At 43.2% G+C, this 19,408-nt stretch carries 20 protein-coding genes; 11 read left to right on the top strand and 9 right to left on the bottom strand.

Annotated features, from left to right (window positions below):
• Window positions 1-42: 42 nt before the first annotated feature.
• Together R8N46_RS02905 and R8N46_RS02900 are read right to left on the bottom strand one after the other, a co-directional pair.
• Window positions 43-465, bottom strand: a complete 423-nt coding sequence (locus R8N46_RS02905) for a GNAT family N-acetyltransferase (RefSeq protein ID WP_054574395.1) — start codon at window positions 463-465, stop codon at window positions 43-45.
• A gap of 79 nt (window positions 466-544) precedes the next feature.
• Window positions 545-1,177, bottom strand: coding sequence for a LysE family translocator (locus R8N46_RS02900; protein WP_005375522.1), 633 nt, complete (start codon window positions 1,175-1,177; stop codon window positions 545-547).
• Window positions 1,178-1,406: 229 nt separating this feature from the next.
• Here R8N46_RS02900 and R8N46_RS02895 point away from each other — a divergent pair, with 229 nt between their 5' ends.
• The 3 genes from R8N46_RS02895 (at window position 1,407) to R8N46_RS02885 (ending at window position 3,335) form a co-directional block, all read left to right on the top strand.
• Entirely contained in the window at window positions 1,407-2,234 is an 828-nt protein-coding gene (locus R8N46_RS02895) for an AraC family transcriptional regulator (RefSeq protein ID WP_054574396.1), read from the top strand.
• Between the two features lie 79 nt (window positions 2,235-2,313).
• Window positions 2,314-3,024: an AzlC family ABC transporter permease gene (locus R8N46_RS02890; protein WP_054574397.1), complete on the top strand. Its 711-nt coding sequence runs from the start codon at window positions 2,314-2,316 to the stop codon at window positions 3,022-3,024.
• Window positions 3,024-3,335 (top strand): AzlD domain-containing protein, encoded by a 312-nt coding sequence (locus tag R8N46_RS02885; protein ID WP_005385193.1) that lies wholly within the window; start codon window positions 3,024-3,026, stop codon window positions 3,333-3,335. The genes R8N46_RS02890 and R8N46_RS02885 overlap by 1 nt, the downstream gene beginning before the upstream one ends.
• On the opposite strand, the gene R8N46_RS02880 is transcribed toward R8N46_RS02885, so the two are convergent.
• Both R8N46_RS02880 and R8N46_RS02875 read right to left on the bottom strand, forming a co-directional pair.
• Window positions 3,332-3,946, bottom strand: coding sequence for a fumarylacetoacetate hydrolase family protein (locus R8N46_RS02880; protein WP_017635857.1), 615 nt, complete (start codon window positions 3,944-3,946; stop codon window positions 3,332-3,334). The genes R8N46_RS02885 and R8N46_RS02880 overlap by 4 nt on opposite strands.
• Window positions 3,947-4,167: 221 nt before the next feature.
• The gene (locus tag R8N46_RS02875; protein ID WP_053303773.1) at window positions 4,168-5,226 is read right to left on the bottom strand and encodes a porin; all 1,059 of its coding nucleotides are present in this window, start codon (window positions 5,224-5,226) and stop codon (window positions 4,168-4,170) included.
• 609 nt (window positions 5,227-5,835) lie between these two features.
• Here R8N46_RS02875 and R8N46_RS02870 point away from each other — a divergent pair.
• The 3 genes from R8N46_RS02870 (at window position 5,836) to R8N46_RS02860 (ending at window position 8,788) form a co-directional block, all read left to right on the top strand.
• On the top strand, window positions 5,836-6,807 hold the full coding sequence (locus R8N46_RS02870) for a porin (protein WP_005375535.1): 972 nt from the start codon (window positions 5,836-5,838) through the stop codon (window positions 6,805-6,807).
• Between the two features lie 465 nt (window positions 6,808-7,272).
• On the top strand, window positions 7,273-8,130 hold the full coding sequence (locus tag R8N46_RS02865; protein ID WP_318098143.1) for a DMT family transporter: 858 nt from the start codon (window positions 7,273-7,275) through the stop codon (window positions 8,128-8,130).
• Between the two features lie 43 nt (window positions 8,131-8,173).
• On the top strand, window positions 8,174-8,788 hold the full coding sequence (locus tag R8N46_RS02860) for a glutaredoxin domain-containing protein (RefSeq protein ID WP_017635855.1): 615 nt from the start codon (window positions 8,174-8,176) through the stop codon (window positions 8,786-8,788).
• Between the two features lie 126 nt (window positions 8,789-8,914).
• Here the strand turns inward: R8N46_RS02860 and R8N46_RS02855 are convergent, their stop codons facing one another.
• The 3 genes from R8N46_RS02855 to R8N46_RS02845 all read right to left on the bottom strand — a co-directional run bounded on the left by R8N46_RS02855 (window position 8,915) and on the right by R8N46_RS02845 (window position 10,901).
• The gene (locus tag R8N46_RS02855; RefSeq protein ID WP_017635854.1) at window positions 8,915-9,049 is read right to left on the bottom strand and encodes a hypothetical protein; all 135 of its coding nucleotides are present in this window, start codon (window positions 9,047-9,049) and stop codon (window positions 8,915-8,917) included.
• A gap of 133 nt (window positions 9,050-9,182) precedes the next feature.
• Window positions 9,183-9,530, bottom strand: coding sequence for a hypothetical protein (locus R8N46_RS02850; RefSeq protein WP_005391198.1), 348 nt, complete (start codon window positions 9,528-9,530; stop codon window positions 9,183-9,185).
• A gap of 177 nt (window positions 9,531-9,707) precedes the next feature.
• Complete coding sequence (locus R8N46_RS02845; protein ID WP_017821607.1) at window positions 9,708-10,901, bottom strand: multidrug effflux MFS transporter; 1,194 nt, start codon at window positions 10,899-10,901, stop codon at window positions 9,708-9,710.
• Between the two features lie 105 nt (window positions 10,902-11,006).
• Here R8N46_RS02845 and R8N46_RS02840 point away from each other — a divergent pair, with 105 nt between their 5' ends.
• Window positions 11,007-11,894, top strand: coding sequence for a LysR family transcriptional regulator (locus tag R8N46_RS02840; RefSeq protein WP_017635852.1), 888 nt, complete (start codon window positions 11,007-11,009; stop codon window positions 11,892-11,894).
• Between the two features lie 183 nt (window positions 11,895-12,077).
• The gene (locus tag R8N46_RS02835) at window positions 12,078-13,898 is read left to right on the top strand and encodes a putative bifunctional diguanylate cyclase/phosphodiesterase (RefSeq protein ID WP_005375494.1); all 1,821 of its coding nucleotides are present in this window, start codon (window positions 12,078-12,080) and stop codon (window positions 13,896-13,898) included.
• A 106-nt stretch (window positions 13,899-14,004) separates the two neighbouring features.
• Here the strand turns inward: R8N46_RS02835 and R8N46_RS02830 are convergent, their stop codons facing one another.
• Entirely contained in the window at window positions 14,005-15,288 is a 1,284-nt protein-coding gene (locus tag R8N46_RS02830; protein WP_025768471.1) for a peptidoglycan DD-metalloendopeptidase family protein, read from the bottom strand.
• A gap of 124 nt (window positions 15,289-15,412) precedes the next feature.
• Entirely contained in the window at window positions 15,413-16,042 is a 630-nt protein-coding gene (locus tag R8N46_RS02825) for a hypothetical protein (protein WP_115386736.1), read from the bottom strand.
• A 200-nt stretch (window positions 16,043-16,242) separates the two neighbouring features.
• Between R8N46_RS02825 and R8N46_RS02820 the strand changes: the two genes are divergently transcribed.
• The 3 genes from R8N46_RS02820 to R8N46_RS02810 all read left to right on the top strand — a co-directional run bounded on the left by R8N46_RS02820 (window position 16,243) and on the right by R8N46_RS02810 (window position 19,289).
• Complete coding sequence (locus R8N46_RS02820) at window positions 16,243-16,644, top strand: GFA family protein (RefSeq protein WP_025768472.1); 402 nt, start codon at window positions 16,243-16,245, stop codon at window positions 16,642-16,644.
• A 153-nt stretch (window positions 16,645-16,797) separates the two neighbouring features.
• A complete protein-coding gene (locus tag R8N46_RS02815; RefSeq protein ID WP_005375484.1) occupies window positions 16,798-17,469 on the top strand; it encodes a YoaK family protein in 672 nt (223 codons plus the stop codon).
• Window positions 17,470-17,924: 455 nt separating this feature from the next.
• Window positions 17,925-19,289 (top strand): YjiH family protein, encoded by a 1,365-nt coding sequence (locus R8N46_RS02810; RefSeq protein ID WP_005385171.1) that lies wholly within the window; start codon window positions 17,925-17,927, stop codon window positions 19,287-19,289.
• Window positions 19,290-19,408: the final 119 nt, after the last annotated feature.

Here is a 19,408-nt window from a genome sequence, read left to right as displayed (position 1 = left end):
TTTGATTTTCACTAGAACAAGTCAAGCTAACCCGTGCTTTCCCTAGCCTACAATTTCCTTTTGTAGAAAGTACTTGTGGATGCCCTCTGCAGGATAGCCTGAGTACTGCCCCACTTTCTCAAAACCCAATTTGAGATAGAACTCAAGAGCTTGAAAGCTGTAGGTATCCAAATAAACATGGGTAACCCCATGAGGCTTTACTCTTTGTTCTAGCATCGACATTAATTGGCTACCGAGACCAGAGGTTCGACTTTCAGCGTCTACCCACAAAAACTCAACAAACACCGTATTTTTAAACATTTCGCCAGTCAAGCCACCCATGATCTTGCCATTCTCATCTTTTGCGAAACAGCCTATAGCATGCACTTCCCCTTCAGGTAAATGCAGTCGGTTATAAGATCGAATACCTTCACGAACAAAATCAAGGTCTGTTTGATCTGGATTTAAACAAAATTCAAGCGTCATATACCCTCTCCTTAGGAAACACCAATATCCTAAAACAAAAAGCCAGCAATTGCTGGCTTTCTGATGGAATATGATAACTTTACAAGGCGAAACTACTCAGCATCCACAACGCCAGAATAACAAACACTAACCCCATTAGTTTATGTTGATACGTGCGGAATTTTTCGTTCTCGAGCAGCCCTTTGCCCAATGTGCCTGCTAACCCAACAAGTAATAAATTGAATGACAAGCCAAGAACGTTCAACAATAACCCTAGCGCTAGCATCTGCTCACCAGAAGATGCCGTGATATTGCTTGAGACAAACTGCGGCAAAAACATCACAAAAAAGACCAAGGCTTTAGGGTTGAGCAAATTACTCATCAAAGCACGTTGATAATAAGTTGATGCCATTTTGTTTTGACCATCAAGCTCCGGAGCCGAAGATGCCTCAGCTCGTAAGCAGTCCCAACCCATTTTTAGCAAGTAAGCGCCACCTAGTAGATGAAGGACTTTAAGGGCTATTGGGCTCATGGCAATCAGGGTAGATACGCCCATTGCAGCAAGCAAAGTAAGAATAACACCAGACGTCGCATTGCCTAAGCTAGCAAAAAGACCGACCTTCTTACCGTAACTCATACTAGAGCTCGCTATCAGCAACATATCGGGCCCTGGTAACAGCAACAAAGCCACTACTGCGGTGAGATAAACAGGAAGTACAGATAAATCAATCATGATGGAACCGCTTTTCTACAACAAGGCGGCGAATGTTATACCAACAAAATGACATCATCCAGCCCAAAATAGCCAAGATAAATCAAAAAATAAAAATCATAGTTTGCCCAGCCGAAAAATAGCAATCAATTCGCCTGTTTATCAAAATCGAATAGCAATTTTGTACAAAAATAAGCACGATGGATCCGTTACACTTCTAAAATGATTTTCTTGAGCAGACCGGATAAAGATGAAAGAAAAGAATAAGGAAATCGCTACCTTCAAGATAGCTCAAGAGCTCGGCGGTTTAGAACTTCTCGATGCAAAGTATGAGAAGCAGAATTTTTCACGCCATAGCCACGAAGGTTACACTATTGGTGTCATCGAAAAAGGGGCACAACAATTTTTTAGAACGGGCGGGAATCATATAGCGCCACAGGACAGCATCATCCTTGTTAATGCAGATGAAGTACACAACGGGCATTCAGCCTCGGAAGGCGGCTGGGAATACAAAGCAATGTACCCTGTACCTCAGCAGTTTCAAACTTTAGGACAAGAGCTTGGTTCACCAAATGTAGCTCTGCCCTATTTCCCTCAACCTGTGGTTTACGATCCTGAGCTGGCTAGTCAGTTACGATTGGTATTTGAAACACTAGAAAAATCAGACAACCGTTTATTGAGAGAAACTTTGGTTTACGGCACGTTGATCAAGCTAGCCAGTAAACACAGCACTCATCGGGCACCACTGAAAGAGTCAACCAGAGCTCAGCGACAAGTGCAGCTCGTCAGAGAATTTTTGGAAGACTTTCCACAAACGGACGTCTCACTAGAAGAACTCGCGAAACTGTCTGGATTAAGCCCTTTTCATCTACTGAGAGAGTTTCAAAAGCAATTTGACTTTCCGCCTCATGCCTATCAAATTCAGCAACGTTTACGTATGGCGAAGAAGCTATTAAAAATGGGACAAAAAATTTCAGACGTGGCACAAGAATGTGGCTTCCATGATCAAAGCCATCTGCATCGACACTTTAAAAAAGCCATGGGCGTCACTCCCGGCCAATACGTCCGTCACAGCTAAAGCAGCAATATTGTACAAGGCGTTATGCGACTACCGAGCTATCTTGGTAATCTGATTTAGGAATAAATAAGAAGAAACTATGGACCACACTTTGCCGTTACAAAAAGAATCAAAAGCCACGCTATTTTGGCAAGGTACACTTGCGATGATGCCTCTGAGTATCGCAGTGCTTCCTTGGGGCTTACTCGCAGGCTCATTCGCAATTGATACTGGGCTTCACCCTTTGGAAGGACAAGCACTATCCGCCATTTTGTTCGCAGGTTCTGCACAGCTCGTCGCGATGGGAATGATTAAAACGGGAGCAGGCCTAGTGACCATGTTACTGACAACGTTTTTTATCACCTCTCGACACTTCCTCTACAGTGTATCGATGCGCAGTAAAATTGCACCGCTCCCTCTAAAATGGCGATTATCACTCGGCTTCTTACTTACTGACGAGCTGTTTGCGATTGTAGGCCACCATTCCGATAAACAATTTAATCGCTGGTATGCACTTGGGGCTGGTCTGAGTTTTTACCTGTTTTGGAATGTCGCGACATTGACGGGCATTATTGCGGGAAGTCTAATCCCTGAACTGAACGAAATGGGTTTGGAATTTGCTGTAGCCGCTACTTTTATCGCGATAGTAGTACCCACCATTAAAAATGCAGCGGTGCTCGCGAGTGTTATTGTGTCTTTGGTGAGCTCAGTTGCCCTAACCTATTATCAAATTGAGGGAAGTTTGATGATTTCGAGCATTTTAGCCATGCTTACTGGTTACTTTGTGGAACAAGTAAAGGAGAAACGCTAATGATCATGTTGGCTATTTTGCTGATGACGGTACTTGTTTTCACCAGCCGCTACTTGTTTTTAGAACCCAAGCTACCATTGCGATTAGGGACGCGCACTCAAAAAGTACTCAATTACGCTAGCCCCGCAGTACTGACTGCGATCTGGGCACCGATCGTTTTCATTCCCGATGGGGAGCTCAGCGTCAATGTGCAAAACCCATTTTTACTGGCTGCCGTACTGGCTGCTTTAATCGCGTATTTTACTAAAAATGTTCTTTTAACGACGGTTATCAGTATGGTGGTATTTCTCGTTCTACGAATTTGGCTTTAATCCGCCAACCACTCAATCTCCAACAAGGTGACATCGCCACACTTTAATCGACCAAGGAAGATGTCACCTTCATGTACCTCACCAACGCCCTTTGGTGTACCAGTCATCACTACATCGCCATCTTGAAGTGTTGTGTAACTGGTTAATTCATCCAGGATAGTTAGCGGCGGGTAGAGCATTTGGTTAACGTGACCTTTTTGTACACGAACACAGTTAATTAAGAGCTCAAGGTTAAGATCGTTGATATCAATGTTATCCAAAGAGACAAACCGACTAAACACAGCAGAGCCATCAAATGCCTTAGCACGCTCCCACGGCAACCCCTGATTTTTAAGCGAGGATTGCAAACCACGCTTGGTCAGATCCAATCCCAAACCAACCGCTGAATAACGTCCATCCTTGATCAAAAAGCAGATTTCAGCCTCATAATGAAGGGGCTCTTGATGGAATGAACGCAGAGTTGTTGATACGGAAGTTGCGGGTTTATTAAATACCACCATTTGCTCAGGCATTGCATTATTAAGCTCATGAATATGTTCAACGTAATTTCGTCCAACACAAAGCACTTTACCCACTTCTACTTTCTTTTCTTCAACTTGAATAACACTCATCATTCTTCCCTGCAAAACAAAAATCCCATCATAATCTAACCTATTGACTTAACGACACTAAATAGCAACCTCTAGTGTAAAAAATAAGACATTCACCCCGTTTTGAGTTTTGTATCATCTAATTGAAACAGCAAAGTATTTGTAAAACAAATAGACAAAAAAGCCAGCACGAGGCTGGCTTTAGATCAATGAGCTTGAATAATAGTTCTCGCTAAACCCTATTATAGGTAGTAACGAGCACCTAACGCCCATTTGTCATCAGTTTCACGACCATTGTCGTCATTTAGGTCAAACTGGTAACCCGCGTAACCAACAAATTTAGGCGTGAAGTTATATTCTGCTTGTAGTGCCATTTCTTCACGAGCAGTTTCTGTTTTAGAGCTCTTAAACTCTTTACCTTCCACCATCTCATAGTTAACACTCAAGTTTAGGCTGTTCGCCAGAGCGTATGCGATGATCGCCTCGTACGCATCACTTTCTTCTAAACGGTCGCCTTTTGCACTGAAGTTCATGTTTTCGTTTGAACCATAAACCGCAGCAAGGAATAGGCCTTGTCCGTACGCACCGTAAGATGCTGATACAACGTGTGATTCCGCCGTGTGCTTACCTGCATATGCAGGGTGCTGGAAATCACCGCCATTGTAAGAGTAACCGATTTTAGCGCCCATGATTGAGTAAGAAAGCGCAGCTTGCACACGGTCATCGTATTTGGCACCGCCAGTTATAACTCCAGCATCGTTGCGTGTGTAATCATCGTTTGCACCCTGCCAACCAAGACCAAAGTTGATCACCCCCGCTTCACCCAACTCGATGGCATTACGGTAAGAAAGCATTTTATCCGCACGGCCTGTGCCAAGGTTTCCATGATCGTCATAGATGAAGTCGTTGGCAAACGCGATTGGCATATCTGCAATACCTGCGACATCGTAGTAAGGTGACCATTGCGTACCACCTACTGCACGACCATAAACCTCATGCGTTACACCTAAGTAACCTAGACGAGTTTTAAACGACTCTTCACCACCGTCTAAGTAGTTTAGCGCCCATTCACCACGTGCGTCTGCGGTGAAGCCATTACCCAAATCCTGTGTCGCAGAGATATTGATACGAGGAGAGTTAGTCCCCACATCCGTGTCACCTTGCTCTGATCCATTTAAATTAACAGAAACGTGGCCGCCCATCGAAAATGTTGTGCCATCGTTATTATATAGTTCCACTGCAACTGCTTGAGTACCGAAGGTTGCTGCCGCGATTGCCGCTGCTAATAATTTTTTATTCATTTCTAAATCCATTACTTATTAGTTGGTTAGTCAGTTTTAGACCCGGCTTTGGTTCACTTTCGTAAAAACGAAATGATGAACAAAGAGAGGAATACAAAGGCTATCCGAGGCATCGTTTCCACCAGATTAGTTTTACCTTTGTGTAACAACTGCCGACACTTTATTTGATTAGTTCCTGACAACCGAGTGAAAAGATCTCAGACAAAACCTAAAAAGCAATCGTTTACTTAGCCTTCAAAAAATCGAGAAATAAAAACCTTACAATAAGAAATGCTTTAGAGAGAGTTAGCTCACAAATAGCTGATGATTCGCTATTTTTAGGCCAAACTTCCCTGCTAAATTGAAATGTTTACTTACATTTAGGGTCAAGAAGCAATTCAGGAACTTTTTGAAAAAAACACAGTCTTTAACGGAGAGGAAAAAACCTCAAAAAAGATAAACCTTTCTTTTTATAAGTGGTATGAGAAGGGGCACTTATTCTTGCCAGCAATAAAAGTGCAATCAAATCATAACTTAACAGAAATCTATCTTTCATTTTCAGCATTTACCTTAGCGTCATCAACACATCGGGCAAGAAAGCCCATCGATTACAACTAGGGTAATAAGAAAATGAAAAAGGCAGCACTAACTACTGCAATTCTTACAGCATTGGTATCAGCACCATCATTCGCAGCAACTGTATACAAAAACGACGGTACTGAATTAAAAGTTGGCGGCCGCGTTGAGTTTCGTGGTGACTTCATCGGTTCAGACGGTGCTGAAGTTGAAGGTTCCATGGAAGATAAAAGCCGTGCTCGTCTTAACCTAAAAGGTAAAACAGACATCGGCAACGGCCTTTCTGCTTTCGGTGTTTACGAAGCCGAACAAAAAACGGGCAAGAGTGAATTCAAAAACCGCTACATGTATGCAGGCGTCGACTCTGATATCGGTGCTTTCTCTGTAGGTCGTCAAGACATGGCTGCAGTCATCATCTCTGACATGACGGATATCACTGAATTCTCTGGTGTTCAGCAAGTTATTGATTCGTCTTCTGATAAGCAAGACAGCGTTTTCGCATACCGTGGTGCGTTTGATGCACTACAACTTCAAGCAACCTACCAAGCAAACTCTAGCGATAACGAAGATAAATACGGCATCTCTGGAATGTACTCACTACCAATGGGCCTCGACTTTGGTCTTGCATACTCTGGTGGCGATGTAGATAAAGATAACTCTGAAGATCAAATTCTAGGTGGTATCGCTTACTCGATGGACAACCTTTACCTAGCAGGTACTTATTCTCAAGGTTCCCTGACTGACTCTGAAGACTTTACGGCTTACGAGCTAGTCGCAAGCTACAAAGTAGCAAGCAAAGTGACACTTGCAGCTCTATACACAGCTCAAGAGAATGATCCAGACAACGGTTCAAAGTACGACACTGTTGAAGGTATCGAGCTTGTTGGTTACTACAAACTAAACAGCAACTTCCGTACTTACCTGTCTTACTACATCAACCAACTTGATGAAGCAAAAGATGCAACAACAGGTCTAGTAACAGAAGGCGAAGATACACTGCGCCTAGGCGTACGTTACGATTTCTAATTCACTCTTGTCCTAAGAGCGAGTCCACTTGGCCAGCACCTTTGCTGGCCATTTTTTATTTAACCCAACACAACTCGATAAGTTTTCACACTATCCAAGCATCGCTCAGCAATGAAAAACGAGCGTAACGACGCCTACTTCTGCCCTCTTTTAATGCGATTGATCACTAAGTTAGTGCATTTCACCTAATCGACAACATAGAAAAACAAAAAAAACCATTTAAAATCAAACATATAAAAGTTGGCACGTGTTCTGCAATATTATTTATGCAAATGCATGGCAGCGTTTGTGCTTCTCGTTCTTTGTACCTGTTATAACAGGCACGTCCTTTGAATTGGTAATGTCGCCTCCCTCTGGGAGGCATTTTTTTATTGGCGCGAAAAACAATAGGACGTATGATCCCGCCACCTCTATCAAACTGGAATTTTTCAATTGAATCATCATCCTGTTCAAGGTGCGTCCTGGATGCTAACAGCTGGCTTGGCATTCGCCATAGTGAACAGCTTCGCCCAAATTGCTAGCATCAACTTTGGTGTCTCTTCCACCACATTTGCGTTATTCCAATATGCAATCGCCTTATTTGTTATTCTGCCCTACCTACGTACACTTGGGATTAGACGTTCTTTAAGAACCCAACACTTTGGCTGGCATGCATTCCGCATTTTTCTCTCTGTTATCGGGATTCAACTTTGGTTATGGGCTCTCGCTTACCCAGTTCCAATTTGGCAAGGCATTGCACTTCTCATGACCTCTCCGTTATTTGCCACAGTTGGTTCTGGCTTGTTACTCAAAGAGAAAGTAGGTACTGCACGCTGGCTCGCTACATTGACGGGGTTTGTTGGTGCCATGATCATTCTTGAGCCTTGGGCAGACTCATTTACATGGGCGACCCTGCTCCCTGTTGGCGCCGCATTTTTCTGGGCAACGTATTCATTAATGGTTAAAAAAATGTCGGTAAACGATCCGCCTTCAACCATGGTTGTCTATTTATTACTGCTGATAACGCCATTTAATATCTTGTTAGCGATACCGACGTTTACTATGCCAGATACGTGGACGATATGGGGTGTGCTTTTAGCCGCAGGTGCACTTACAGCACTCGCTCAATGGGCTATCGTTAAAGCATATGCAGTAGCAGACGCCTCATTTGTGCAACCATTTGATCACGCCAAACTGCCTTTGAATGTTGTTGCTGGTTGGTTGGTGTTTGGTTGGGTGCCTCCTGGTCGTTTATGGTTAGGTGCTGCGATTATTATTGCATCTATTGCGTTTATTACGCATTGGGAAGCGAAAAAGACAAAGTTAGTTGAAAGAAAAATCTAATTTAAAAGTTCTATATTTTCAGGAAAGGAAATGAGGAACCCATATGAGTCAACCAATCAAAATTACACTGTATCGCTGGGCTGGTAGTTGGGGCCCATTCAAAGTCAATATTCCTTGTGGTGAATGTACATTAACCAAAGATATTTTAAAGGATACTTTTGAAAACGAACTAGCCGATGTGCCCGTTGAACTTGAAGTAAAAGATTGGTTATCGCACTGGTGGGAACCATTAAAAGCGGGGGCTTGGCATGCACCCATTCTTCTTGTCGAAGGGAAAGTTATCAGCCAAGGAGAAGCATTGAATCGGGGTGTGCTTGTACAGTCTGTTATTGCTGAGTGGGTAAAACGCGATGAGCTAAAAGGCAACATTGTTTATGGTAAAGCAACTTGCCCTTACTGTGTCAAAGCCAAACAATTACTTGACGAGGCTGGTGTTCAGTATGAGTACCGTGATGTAGTTAAAGACAGCGCCGCCTTATACCGCATGATTCCTGAAGTAAAAGCCATCATTGGCGAAAAAACACCGGTAACAGTGCCGCAAATCTGGTTAGATGGAAAATATATTGGAGGCGCTGACAATTTAGAAAAGTGGTTATCAGCAAAGGGGCTAGATAAAGTGCCTAATAATGTTGTGGAGATACCAAGCCAATCCGCGTAATTCTAGATTTAAATGTCATCAGCCTTTGAGTAGCGTTTGCCAATGTTGTGCAATATGTTGGCTACTTACTAACAACAAAACAGAGAAAAGCAAAAAGCCCTGATTTTTCAATCAGGGCTTTTTAAATTATTTCGCCAGTTTTTTAATAACACGAGCAAAAACAGAAGCTTTTTTCTTCTTCGCTTTACCGTAAAGCGCTTTGTGCATCGCGTCTTTTGCAATCATCTGGCCAATATAAGCACCACCAAGTTCGTTACCCATGACCTTCTCCTGAATGTATTGACTTAACTATGTTGTAATTTTACACCACAATTAGATAAAAACAAGACTCCAGTCACATTTATTTTGTAATTAACTTTCAGTTTAGTTTTCGTGGATTTTTTGAAATGAGCGTCTATCGCTTAGGTTGTTGGTATGTTTTACCCGCTGCGACGTACGTATCTTTCTGTTTGATTTCAAAGAATGTTTCAAAGAACCACGCTGCAAACTTGATCAAGTGATCGCCTTCATTCATGACGTGCTCTACGTATTCTTGCTCTTCTCCGGACTCGTCTTCTTGAGTGGTAATATGGTAAATACGTTTCTCGCCATCAACTTCTGCAAGACCAAACTGACCCGTTAGGGATTGTGCCGCTTGTGCAACTTCTTCTTCCTCACACGCCTTCAAGACTTCGAGTGCCTTTGGCATGCTTTCTTGCTGAGTAATTTCTTTTACCAGTGTTTCAAATTCGTTTTGTTGCATTCTTTCACCTAACGATTAGAGATCGGATAGTCATTTGGGCAGAAATGTATTCCAAGCTTGAGAGAAGTATCAAGGTTCGCCCTCTTCCTTTCAAACCAAGTCATTCAGTATACACAACAGGCCAGACTTAATTTAGCTGCGCATTTTAGAAAGCCGACCTTCTGGTTGCAAGTATATTCAGATGGAAGTTTCTGCTTGAACCGTCCCTTCTGGCACTTTACGAAATTGGCTTAGTACAAGAACAAAGCAAGAAAGTAACGCAATAAACAAATAAAACACCCCAAGCTGCTGCTGATTCGTAACCCATGAGTCTACTAAGTACCCACCAAACAAACCTGCTAAACACATTTGAATAGAACCAGATAGCGCAGAAACCGCGCCTGCCTGTTGCTTATGTGGTGAAAGTAGCAAACTGATCGATACTGGGAATGACATGCCTTGAGCAAAACTTAAACACGTGAATGCCGTCAGCAATGAAAATACACTGAAGGGGGTAACCAACAACATGAAGCCAGCAACAGCAACAATCGCGAAACTCATCAGCAAGATTTGCTGAGCTTTGTAACGAGCATTGATCAAATTCAGCACTAAGCTACCCGTCAGCAAACCAACTGATGGTATGATCATCAAAGAGCCGTAATCTGCCGCCGTCAATCCTAACTCTTGTTGCATTAAAAATGGATACAAGGAGAGCGTAACCAGAGCCGATAAATAACTAAGCCAGTTGTAGCTCGCACTACCAATCACTTGTGTATTCGTTAACAGACGCAAATAGTTCGCGCTTACTTCGCCTACTTTAAATTTTCTCTTCGGATAAGGCAGCGTTTCTGGCAGCACCAATAAACCAAGTGTAAAAATTGCCATTAAGTAAATCAGCACAAACACGAAGACAGCATGCCAACTCAGGTGAAAAGCAATCCAGCCACCAAACAGCGGAGCAATAATTGGCATCACTGAAGCAGTGACTGAAATATAAGATAGCGCTTTGGTTAATTGCATACCGTCATAACTATCACGCAGTACTGACCGACCAAGTACCGAAGCGCTGCCCGCTCCTAGGCCTTGCAGTAACCGTCCCGCTTCAAGGGCAACAATGTTGTCCGAAAACGCGATGCAAATAACCGTACCAACTAGATATACACTTTGCCCCAAAATAAACACCGGCCGACGACCAATCGCATCAGACAATGGGCCGTAAAAAAGCTGAGAGATACCGAAGCCAACGAGAAATAGCGTGACGAGATTCTGAATCGAATGTTGCGGCAAATTCAAGTCATGACCAATCAACGGCAAAGAAGGAAGATAAATACTAACGCCAACTTGGCCTGTGGCAATGATCATCATCGCTAATAACAATGGTGTTTTACGCAAACGTTCCTCCTACTTTGTGACAGATTGATGGCAAACAGTGTATATTTGATACTCAAAGATGATAATCAGCTAAGTTGGAAAGGAATTAATTCCCAAGGAGATACAATGGACTGGATTCAAAGCGTGAAGAGTTATATTCGTGTGGTCGAAGAAGGTAGCTTTAATGCAGCAGCGCGGAAACTCAATACCACCAGCTCAGCTATCAGTAAGCGAGTTCAATGGCTAGAAGATAAAATTGGCGTTCAACTACTCAAACGTACGACCCGCTCAATTAGCCAAACTGAAGCTGGTGCGCTGTTTTATCAACGAGCAAAAAGTCAGCTTGATTCATGGCAATCGGTATTAGATGAAACTCGCTCAGTCAACCAATCACCAGCGGGGCTATTAAAAATTGGCGCGACACTGGCCGTTGGTTCCAAGTTTCTAGTTCATTATCTCGATGATTTTCTTGAGAAATATCCAGACATCACACTTCAATTAACAACAACGCTACCAGGCCAATTGCCAGAGCTAAGCTTAGACCTGTTTATTAGCCGGGAATTAGAGCAACTGAACTCTCTAAGTTTCAAAGCTACTGCGCTTTTCGAACATAAAGCCCAGTTTTACGCTGCGCCTAGTTACCTAAAAAAATATGGAACACCGCAATGCGTTGAGGATCTGACAGAGCATAATGTCCTGATTTGGGGAGAAAAACCCTCACGAGAAATCAAAACAAATCGAGGTAAGCGTATCAGCTTGTCCGGTAACTTTGCCACGACCAACCCAGAAGCGCTGTTTCATGGTGCCAAAAGAGGCATGGGTATTCTGATGACGAATAACGTCATGATCAAAGATGATCTCAAATCCGGCGCGTTAGTCCCTATCCTGCCCGATATCACAGCGGATAAAGCCACTGTATATGCCTACTATCCAAAGCTGGATTATCAGCATACCCGGACTAAGCTATTCCTCGATTATCTCAAATCACGATTAGAAGAGGAGAAGCGCGCCTAGCTTAGCGTTTTTATCGCTATACCTTTAAAAGGTTCAAGCATAAAAACATGAAAATAATGATTTGTTCGTTCACAAAATTTGAAAAATCTGCCTTAGTAACCGATAGTTTATTTGATGCATATCAAATAATAATTCGTCGTGTCTTACACGATATGTTAATAACAACGCTAGGTGAAATGCTCAATGGGTCAGGTACAAATCAGTTTCCACAAAATTGATGAGATATTGAAGCTAAACGGCACGGCTCAGCTAAACCGAGTCACGCTAGATATTCATCAACACTTGCAGAGCCATTGCACTTGCGTTGTAGAAGTTGCGCATCTTCAGCATTCGGCTCATACCATTTCCTTCGCCAGCAATGGAAAAATTACAGACAACCTAAGCTACCACCTTTCAGGCACCCCCTGTGAAAAAGTGGCGAAAGACATTGGCGAACATATTTTCTATCAAGACCAGGTATACAAGCGTTTTCCTGAAGATCAGATGTTTCAAGAAGATGGCATTCAAGCTTACATTGGCCTGCCATTGAAGACACAAAATGGCGAAGTTCTGGGAATTTTACTGTCTACCTTTACCCGAAGCATCCACGCGAAAGAAGCGCAAGATATCCTCGACTTCCACCGATTTTATGCCAATGTCATTATTCATAGCTTACGTGAAAAGTGGGTCAGTGAACGTTCAGATAAGCTTCTTAATCAGCTTAGCTATGAGGTATCGCATGATAACCTAACTGGACTGCTCAACCGTAGCTGTTTAGCTGATACCTTGGAGACATTAACGCAGCAGGCGACTCGCCCATTCAGTTTGGCGTATCTTGATATCGATAATTTCAAATCGATCAATGATATCAACGGAAACTATATCGGCGACCAAATCATTAAGTTCACAGCTAACGCCATTCAACAGAGCTTGTCGTCGCCAAACAATGCGTTCCGTGTTGCAGGAGATGAATTCGCCTTCATCACGTACGACGAAGATCCTGTCGCCGTGTGTCAGGAAGTACTCGACAAAATTGAAAGCGGCTACAGCGACAAATCTAACCGGATTTCTTTCACCGTTAGTATTGGTATTGCACGTGCCCCAGTACATATGTTGAACAGCGATGAGCTGATTTTGAATGCCAGTCTCGCTCTCAAAGATTGTAAAAAACACCGCGATACACGGATTCAGCATTACGACACACACCTTAGTGCGTTATACCACCGTAGGACGCAGCTTATTGAGGCAATGCGAATCCAGCTAAGTACTGATATACAAGACAGCGATGAGTTGTATGTAGTGGTTCAACCGATCGTCGATATCACGAGCGACCGCTGGAATTACTTTGAAATTTTGACTCGTTGGAATAGCAATATCTATGGAAATATCTCTCCAGCGGAGTTCATTGAAGCTGCCGAACAATCAGGCCTGATTATCGAGTTAGGTGAACGGATTATTGAACTCGCGTGTATCGCAAAGCAAGAACTCGAAGCGAACCTAGGCTATAAAGTCAAACTCTCCATCAATTGCTCAGCGTATGAGCTGGTTGATTCCAACCGTTATATTAATCACTTAACCAACATGGTTGAAAAGTATCAGCACGAAGCAAAAGACTTTGTTATAGAGCTCACCGAGACCGTCTTACTCTCACAAAGTGGCCGTGAACAGATGGTACTTAACTCGTTGCGATACTTGGGTTTTAAAGTCGCACTGGATGATTTTGGTACGGGATACTCAAGCTTGAACTATATACACAATTATCCGATTGATAGCATCAAAATCGATGCTACCTTTGTGCAGAACATGCTCTCAAATACAACCTCTGAACAAGTGGTGTTTTTGATAGCGCAATTGGCAGAGCTGCTTGATGTGGATTTGATTGCCGAAGGCGTAGAAGACGATAGAGCACTGCAAAAGTTAATTGAAATGGGCTGCCACTACATCCAAGGTTATTTTTACTCTCGTCCACACAGTGTTGAAGAAATCGTACACCTGATAAATGAACGTGAAGTACGGAGTGCCTAACGTACTGAACAGACTGCTGTCATAGAATTCAAATCTAGTTAATGCACAAAGTAAAAGAGACCAAGCTATGCTTAGTCTCTTTTTGTTTTTTGAGCGAAGTACTTTATTACAGCACTGCTTTCTCTTTATCGCGTAATAGTCTATCCATTTCATCTCTGTTCGCGACAAAAGTAGCCATCTCTTTCTTAGGAACAGAACTCGCCATTGGGATATTTGCTCGCATAGCGTTAACTGGACGGCCGTATTCAATCAACTCATAGTGAAGGTGTGGCCCAGTCACTCGACCTGTTTTACCAGAAAGACCGATACGCTGGCCTCGAGAAACCTTTTGCCCTTTCTTCACCAAAATCTTACTTAGGTGTAAGTAACGGGTTTTGTATTTGCTGCCGTGCTCAACAACCACGTAGTTACCCGCATAAGGGTGTTTACGAGTCATGATCACTGTACCATCACCAGTAGAAACGACTGGTGTACCGGTTGGTACAGCAAAGTCAGTGCCGTTGTGCGGCGCAACACGCCCCGTTACTGGATGTAAACGATTAGGGTTGAAGCCAGAACTGATACGCCAACGGCTACTTACAGGGTAACGCTGGAATGCGCGCTGTAAGCTTTCACCTTTGGCATTGTAGAATTGACCATCAGTATGAAGGTAAGCGGTGATCTCGCGGCCGCGATTATAAATCTTAATCGCCTCAATTTCGTTCTTACCTGTTGGTACACCATTGATGCTTTGTGAGCGGCGAACAACTTCAAATCGATCACCTGCACGAAGATCACGTCCAAAGTTAAGTTGTTCTTTGAGTAAGCTTACGACTTGACTCACTTCCGCCGACGTTAAACCTAAACGACTCGCAGAAGAAGAAAAACTGCCTTGAATAACGCCAACTAAAGGTTCTTGGCTCCACACGCCAGGAATGGAAATATCAGTAAAGTCATAGCTACCATCACTATTCAGCTTGTAGACCACTTTATCTGCAATAGAAAATTGCAGTTCCATTTTCGCTAACTCGCCTGTCGCATCATCACGCCAGAAACGGAGCGTATTGCCCGGCTTAAGTGTATCAAGTGCCAAGTAGTTCAAATCCGTTTCCATTACTTTCATTAACGAGCTGTAACCGAAACCGAGCTGACTAAAAATAGTGCTTAGGTTGTCACCTGCTTGGATTTGATATTCGAAGTTCGGGGGAGTGACAACTTCGGCAGTTGTCGCATCAAGAATTTTTTCAACGACCTGAGATTCAGGTAGGTTCAATGCGATGGTTTTGGTTAAAGATGACTCTTTGAGAGAGTGAGAAACACCAATCGCAACTAAAACTGGCAAGGAGTATAACAGCAGCGCTCTACGACTTGTCAGATTCGGCAACCGTCTTGTAATTTCATTTGTAGACACGGGAATTACTATCTCCTTTCAAACAAGGCTCATAGCTTATGCATTCCCGAATAAGAAATCACTAGGAAATTTCGAGATCTAGCGCAGAAAATACTGAATTTTTACAGAACTCAAAAAAAATTCATCACTGTTGCATATGTAAGTTATTCCCTACACGCTGTAATGTGGATGAATTGAATTGATTTGGCGTGTCTGCCATTGCTTGATCGTCACCGTGCGCTAAATATGAAAGAGTGATAGTTGTATCACTTTTCCATTCGAGCTGAGTAAATTTCACGCGGTCACCAACAAAAATACTGTCTAAAAGTACAACTCGGCTCGGCACGGGGTCAAACTTGAACAAGCCAACATAGTTAAACGAACCGCTACCTTGTGTCGTTACAATCATCGGTGCAACAACCCATGAAACACCTTCAATCTCACGCTGGCTAATCGACGCAGTTGGAACAAGTACCTGACCTTTCGTCGCACCTGCATCATAGCCACCTATCAAATAGCCGTTTTCTTTATCCCACTCATCAAGAAAAGTGACCGCACCCTGCTCGGGGACTTGGATCGTCCAAGGATTACGTGCAGTGATACCAAGCGTCTCTTGCACAATAACGTTCGTTTCTACTTCTGTTTGAGGAAACTTAGCCATGATCTCGTCATCAGACAAACTAAAGCGATAAACACCCGCGATCACAACCACAACCAATAAAACGATTGGAATAAGTAGAATAAGTGGTATCGGCAGGATTTTTTTGTGAGTCATGAAGACTTCCTTGTTTCAAGGTATAAACGAAAAGCGAGTATACCATTGTATACCCAAATGATTTCACCTCTTCAAGTGTTTCAAAATTAAACTAAACTGATTGTATCCAAATAGTTTCAAGTCCAGAGCTCATAACGAGCCAGTGACATAAGCTCTGTGCTCTAGGTCTATTGGTGTATTGGGACAAATAGGTAATCACGATGACAAAAACCATTCATACATGCGAGTGCGCCTGCGGTTTAGTTGAGATCCGTTGTAAGGGAGAGCCCACCCACACGTCTGTCTGCCATTGCTTCGAATGCCAAAAACGAACTGGCAGTGTTTTTGGGGTACAAGCTCGCTTTGAAAAAGAGCATGTCACTTTAAACGGTGAAGTCACTAGCTATACCCGAATTGGCGATGATGGCAGTGAGGTTCAGTATGACTTTTGTCCATCCTGCGGCACGACAATGAGGTTGTTCGTTGCTGCATACCCAGAAATCATGATCATTCCCGTCGGTCTATTTACCGATAAAGAGTTCCACCAACCTACCGTTTCAGTCTATGAACAAATGAAACACGGGTGGGTGAGTTTCGAATGCACAACGGAACACATCTGCTAGCGAGCAATCCGCGTTCACATATTTACTTTGGCTCGGACAAACACCCTATAAGTGAGATTTTTTTGAGAATGATCAATCGAGTTTTACTGTAAAGGGTTTCGTAACTCGGTGTGAGCGCTATAATCGGCTCCTAATATTTGGTGGGGGTTTATTGTGATTTCCAGACTTCCTCGTTGGGTGGAATATGGCGCGTTTCTACTAGCTCTTCTCGCGGGCTGCGTCAACGCCGTTGGTCTTCTCGGCTTTCAACACCAAGCGATAACTCATCTTTCGGGAACCGTAACTCAGCTAGGGAACAGCTTGCTAACAGGTGTGGATAGCTCCATTCACCTGCTCTTCATCGTATTTAGCTTTTTGATTGGCGCTGCCTTTAGCGGCTTTTTTATTGAAAGCAGTGCGTTAAAACTAGGGCGAAGATATGGTGTTGCACTGTGCATAGAAGGGAGCTTGCTCTTACTCAGCTTGGGCTTTTTGGTGCAAGGGGATTTGTACGGCCAATATCTAGCATCAGCAGCATGTGGATTACAAAACGCAATGATCACCACGTTTAGCGGCGCAGTAGTCAGAACCACACATATGACCGGAATCATCACCGATCTAGGGATTATGATTGGAGAGAGTTTGAGAGGTCGTCAATTTGACCGACGTAAAGCAAAATTATTCCTATTCATTTTCTTTGGCTTTTTGTTTGGCGGCGTCGCGGGAGCGGCTCTATTTACGGTATATGGTTTATATACGCTGGTTTTCCCAGCAATATTGGCTTTTTCTACGGCTCTGATTTACTGGAGTTACCTATACATACTTAGCCGTCAACAAAAAGCATAAAATTTCGATCCGATTGAAGCGACATGCTTCAATCGGATTTGGCTCAATAGGTTCACACTGCAACGGTACAAGAAACGCTGAACGGTATTTTGACACCACTAAAAACCTTAGAATAGATAAGGCTAACTGAATTTCTGGCTAAGAAGTTAGTCAGATCAAAATCACATTTGTTTACCATTTTATTATTCCAGTCACAATGCGCCCCATAATTCACTGCGCAATTCGCCTCTCGTGCTACAATTTTCTAACACAAGCAACATATTCGCATACACTTAGACGTTATTTGACCAATTACCCGACAAATCGGCTGAATAACTAGATGTATTTAATGAATAGTATTGCAATGGATGCAGTTTGCGGGTACCCTCCGCAAAACTGTGATTAAATACGGATGTTTAGTGAATATTTATGTCATGGAAATGGCAAGTATTGACTAGTAGTAACACGAGACAACTATGCATAACACCACTAATGCTACTGAAGCTCCTAAGGGCAACTTTTGGATGTTTTTCATCCCTTCCCTAATTGGTCTTCTACTCTTTATGGCTCCGATCTCTTACGATGGCGGCCTAACCATTCCCGTTGCAGTGATGGCAAAAGTCATCCCAGCGGTGTTAGGCGATACCTTGATTGCTATCGTCACCAGTATCATCGCTTTCATGGCCGTTGCTTCTGTTCTTTGCAAAATTTTTAAGCCAGCTGCAATTTTACGTAATGGTTTTTTAAACGGTCTCTTCAACCCATCTCCACTTTGGCTCGTTGTTCGTTTAATCGGCGGCGCTGCCGTGTTAATGACGTTTTTCCAAGTGGGTCCAAAAGCAATTTGGGAAGAGAACACTGGCGGGCTTGTTCTTACTGGTCTCCTACCTACTCTGTTTGCCGTTTTCATTTTCGCGGGTTTACTGCTTCCGCTTCTTTTGAACTTCGGTCTTCTGGAGCTATTTGGTGCGTTACTCAGTAAAATAATGCGTCCGGTATTCAACCTACCTGGCCGCAGTGCAATTGACTGTATGGCATCTTGGTTAGGCGACGGAAGTGTTGGTATCTTGCTAACCAGCAAGCAATACGAAAATAAGTTCTATACTCAGCGTGAAGCGGCTGTTGTCGGGACCACTTTCTCAGCAGTATCGATCACGTTTAGCCTAGTTGTTATCGCTCAGGTAAAACTAGAGCACTTATTTTTGCCTTTCTACGGCGCTATCTGTCTAGCTGGTATCGTAGCTGCGATTGTCATTCCTCGCCTGCCTCCGCTTAGTCTGAAGAAAGATCGCTACATTGACGGTAGCAACCCTGATAAAGACGCAGATGCAGTGCCAGAAGGCCACACCACATTCTCTTGGGGTATGGATCTAGCTCTTAAGCGTGCTGGTCAAGTCACATCGGTTCAGTCTGTATTTAAAGAAGGCGTACACAACGCAGTCGACATGGTATTTGGCGTATTACCTGTAGTGATGGGTCTTGGTACCGTTGCATTGGTGATTGCAGAATACACGCCTGTATTTGCAATTCTGGGTCAACCGTTTATCCCATACCTAGAGCTACTGCAAGTCCCTGAAGCTGTTGCAGCATCACAGACAATCGTTGTTGGCTTTGCGGATATGTTTATTCCAGCAATTTTAGCGGCCTCAATCGATAACGAAATGACACGTTTTGTTATTGCGGCAATGTCAGTAACTCAGCTTATCTACATGTCGGAAGTAGGTGCCCTACTGTTAGGCAGCAAAATTCCAGTAAACATTGTAGAGCTCTTCGTAATCTTCATTTTACGTACGCTAATCACGTTACCTGTGATTGCTGGCGTTGCTCATCTTATTTTCTAAAATCGAGACGTCAATTAACAAAGGCTCCGCATCGTCGGGGCCTTTTTTATACCTAAAACTCCGTCCACATTAGGCTTTTAGTAAAAAGCTCATAATTTACAAAGACAAAACTTAAACAA

Source organism: Vibrio sp. 1874, assembly GCF_033344395.1.
GTDB lineage: Bacteria > Pseudomonadota > Gammaproteobacteria > Enterobacterales > Vibrionaceae > Vibrio > Vibrio alginolyticus.
The sequence above is the reverse complement of the archived record's forward strand: the minus strand, read 5'-3'. Positions and strand labels throughout refer to the sequence as shown.

What these genes read in the sequence shown, in the direction of transcription:
- R8N46_RS02905 (WP_054574395.1), bottom strand. Translation starts at nt 465, where the DNA reads ATGACGCTTGAATTTTGTTTAAATCCAGATCAAACAGACCTTGATTTT.
- R8N46_RS02900 (WP_005375522.1), bottom strand. Translation starts at nt 1,177, where the DNA reads ATGATTGATTTATCTGTACTTCCTGTTTATCTCACCGCAGTAGTGGCT.
- R8N46_RS02895 (WP_054574396.1), top strand. Translation starts at nt 1,407, where the DNA reads ATGAAAGAAAAGAATAAGGAAATCGCTACCTTCAAGATAGCTCAAGAG.
- R8N46_RS02890 (WP_054574397.1), top strand. Translation starts at nt 2,314, where the DNA reads ATGGACCACACTTTGCCGTTACAAAAAGAATCAAAAGCCACGCTATTT.
- R8N46_RS02885 (WP_005385193.1), top strand. Translation starts at nt 3,024, where the DNA reads ATGATCATGTTGGCTATTTTGCTGATGACGGTACTTGTTTTCACCAGC.
- R8N46_RS02880 (WP_017635857.1), bottom strand. Translation starts at nt 3,946, where the DNA reads ATGAGTGTTATTCAAGTTGAAGAAAAGAAAGTAGAAGTGGGTAAAGTG.
- R8N46_RS02875 (WP_053303773.1), bottom strand. Translation starts at nt 5,226, where the DNA reads ATGAATAAAAAATTATTAGCAGCGGCAATCGCGGCAGCAACCTTCGGT.
- R8N46_RS02870 (WP_005375535.1), top strand. Translation starts at nt 5,836, where the DNA reads ATGAAAAAGGCAGCACTAACTACTGCAATTCTTACAGCATTGGTATCA.
- R8N46_RS02865 (WP_318098143.1), top strand. Translation starts at nt 7,273, where the DNA reads ATGCTAACAGCTGGCTTGGCATTCGCCATAGTGAACAGCTTCGCCCAA.
- R8N46_RS02860 (WP_017635855.1), top strand. Translation starts at nt 8,174, where the DNA reads ATGAGTCAACCAATCAAAATTACACTGTATCGCTGGGCTGGTAGTTGG.
- R8N46_RS02855 (WP_017635854.1), bottom strand. Translation starts at nt 9,049, where the DNA reads ATGGGTAACGAACTTGGTGGTGCTTATATTGGCCAGATGATTGCAAAA.
- R8N46_RS02850 (WP_005391198.1), bottom strand. Translation starts at nt 9,530, where the DNA reads ATGCAACAAAACGAATTTGAAACACTGGTAAAAGAAATTACTCAGCAA.
- R8N46_RS02840 (WP_017635852.1), top strand. Translation starts at nt 11,007, where the DNA reads ATGGACTGGATTCAAAGCGTGAAGAGTTATATTCGTGTGGTCGAAGAA.
- R8N46_RS02835 (WP_005375494.1), top strand. Translation starts at nt 12,078, where the DNA reads ATGGGTCAGGTACAAATCAGTTTCCACAAAATTGATGAGATATTGAAG.
- R8N46_RS02825 (WP_115386736.1), bottom strand. Translation starts at nt 16,042, where the DNA reads ATGACTCACAAAAAAATCCTGCCGATACCACTTATTCTACTTATTCCA.
- R8N46_RS02820 (WP_025768472.1), top strand. Translation starts at nt 16,243, where the DNA reads ATGACAAAAACCATTCATACATGCGAGTGCGCCTGCGGTTTAGTTGAG.
- R8N46_RS02810 (WP_005385171.1), top strand. Translation starts at nt 17,925, where the DNA reads ATGCATAACACCACTAATGCTACTGAAGCTCCTAAGGGCAACTTTTGG.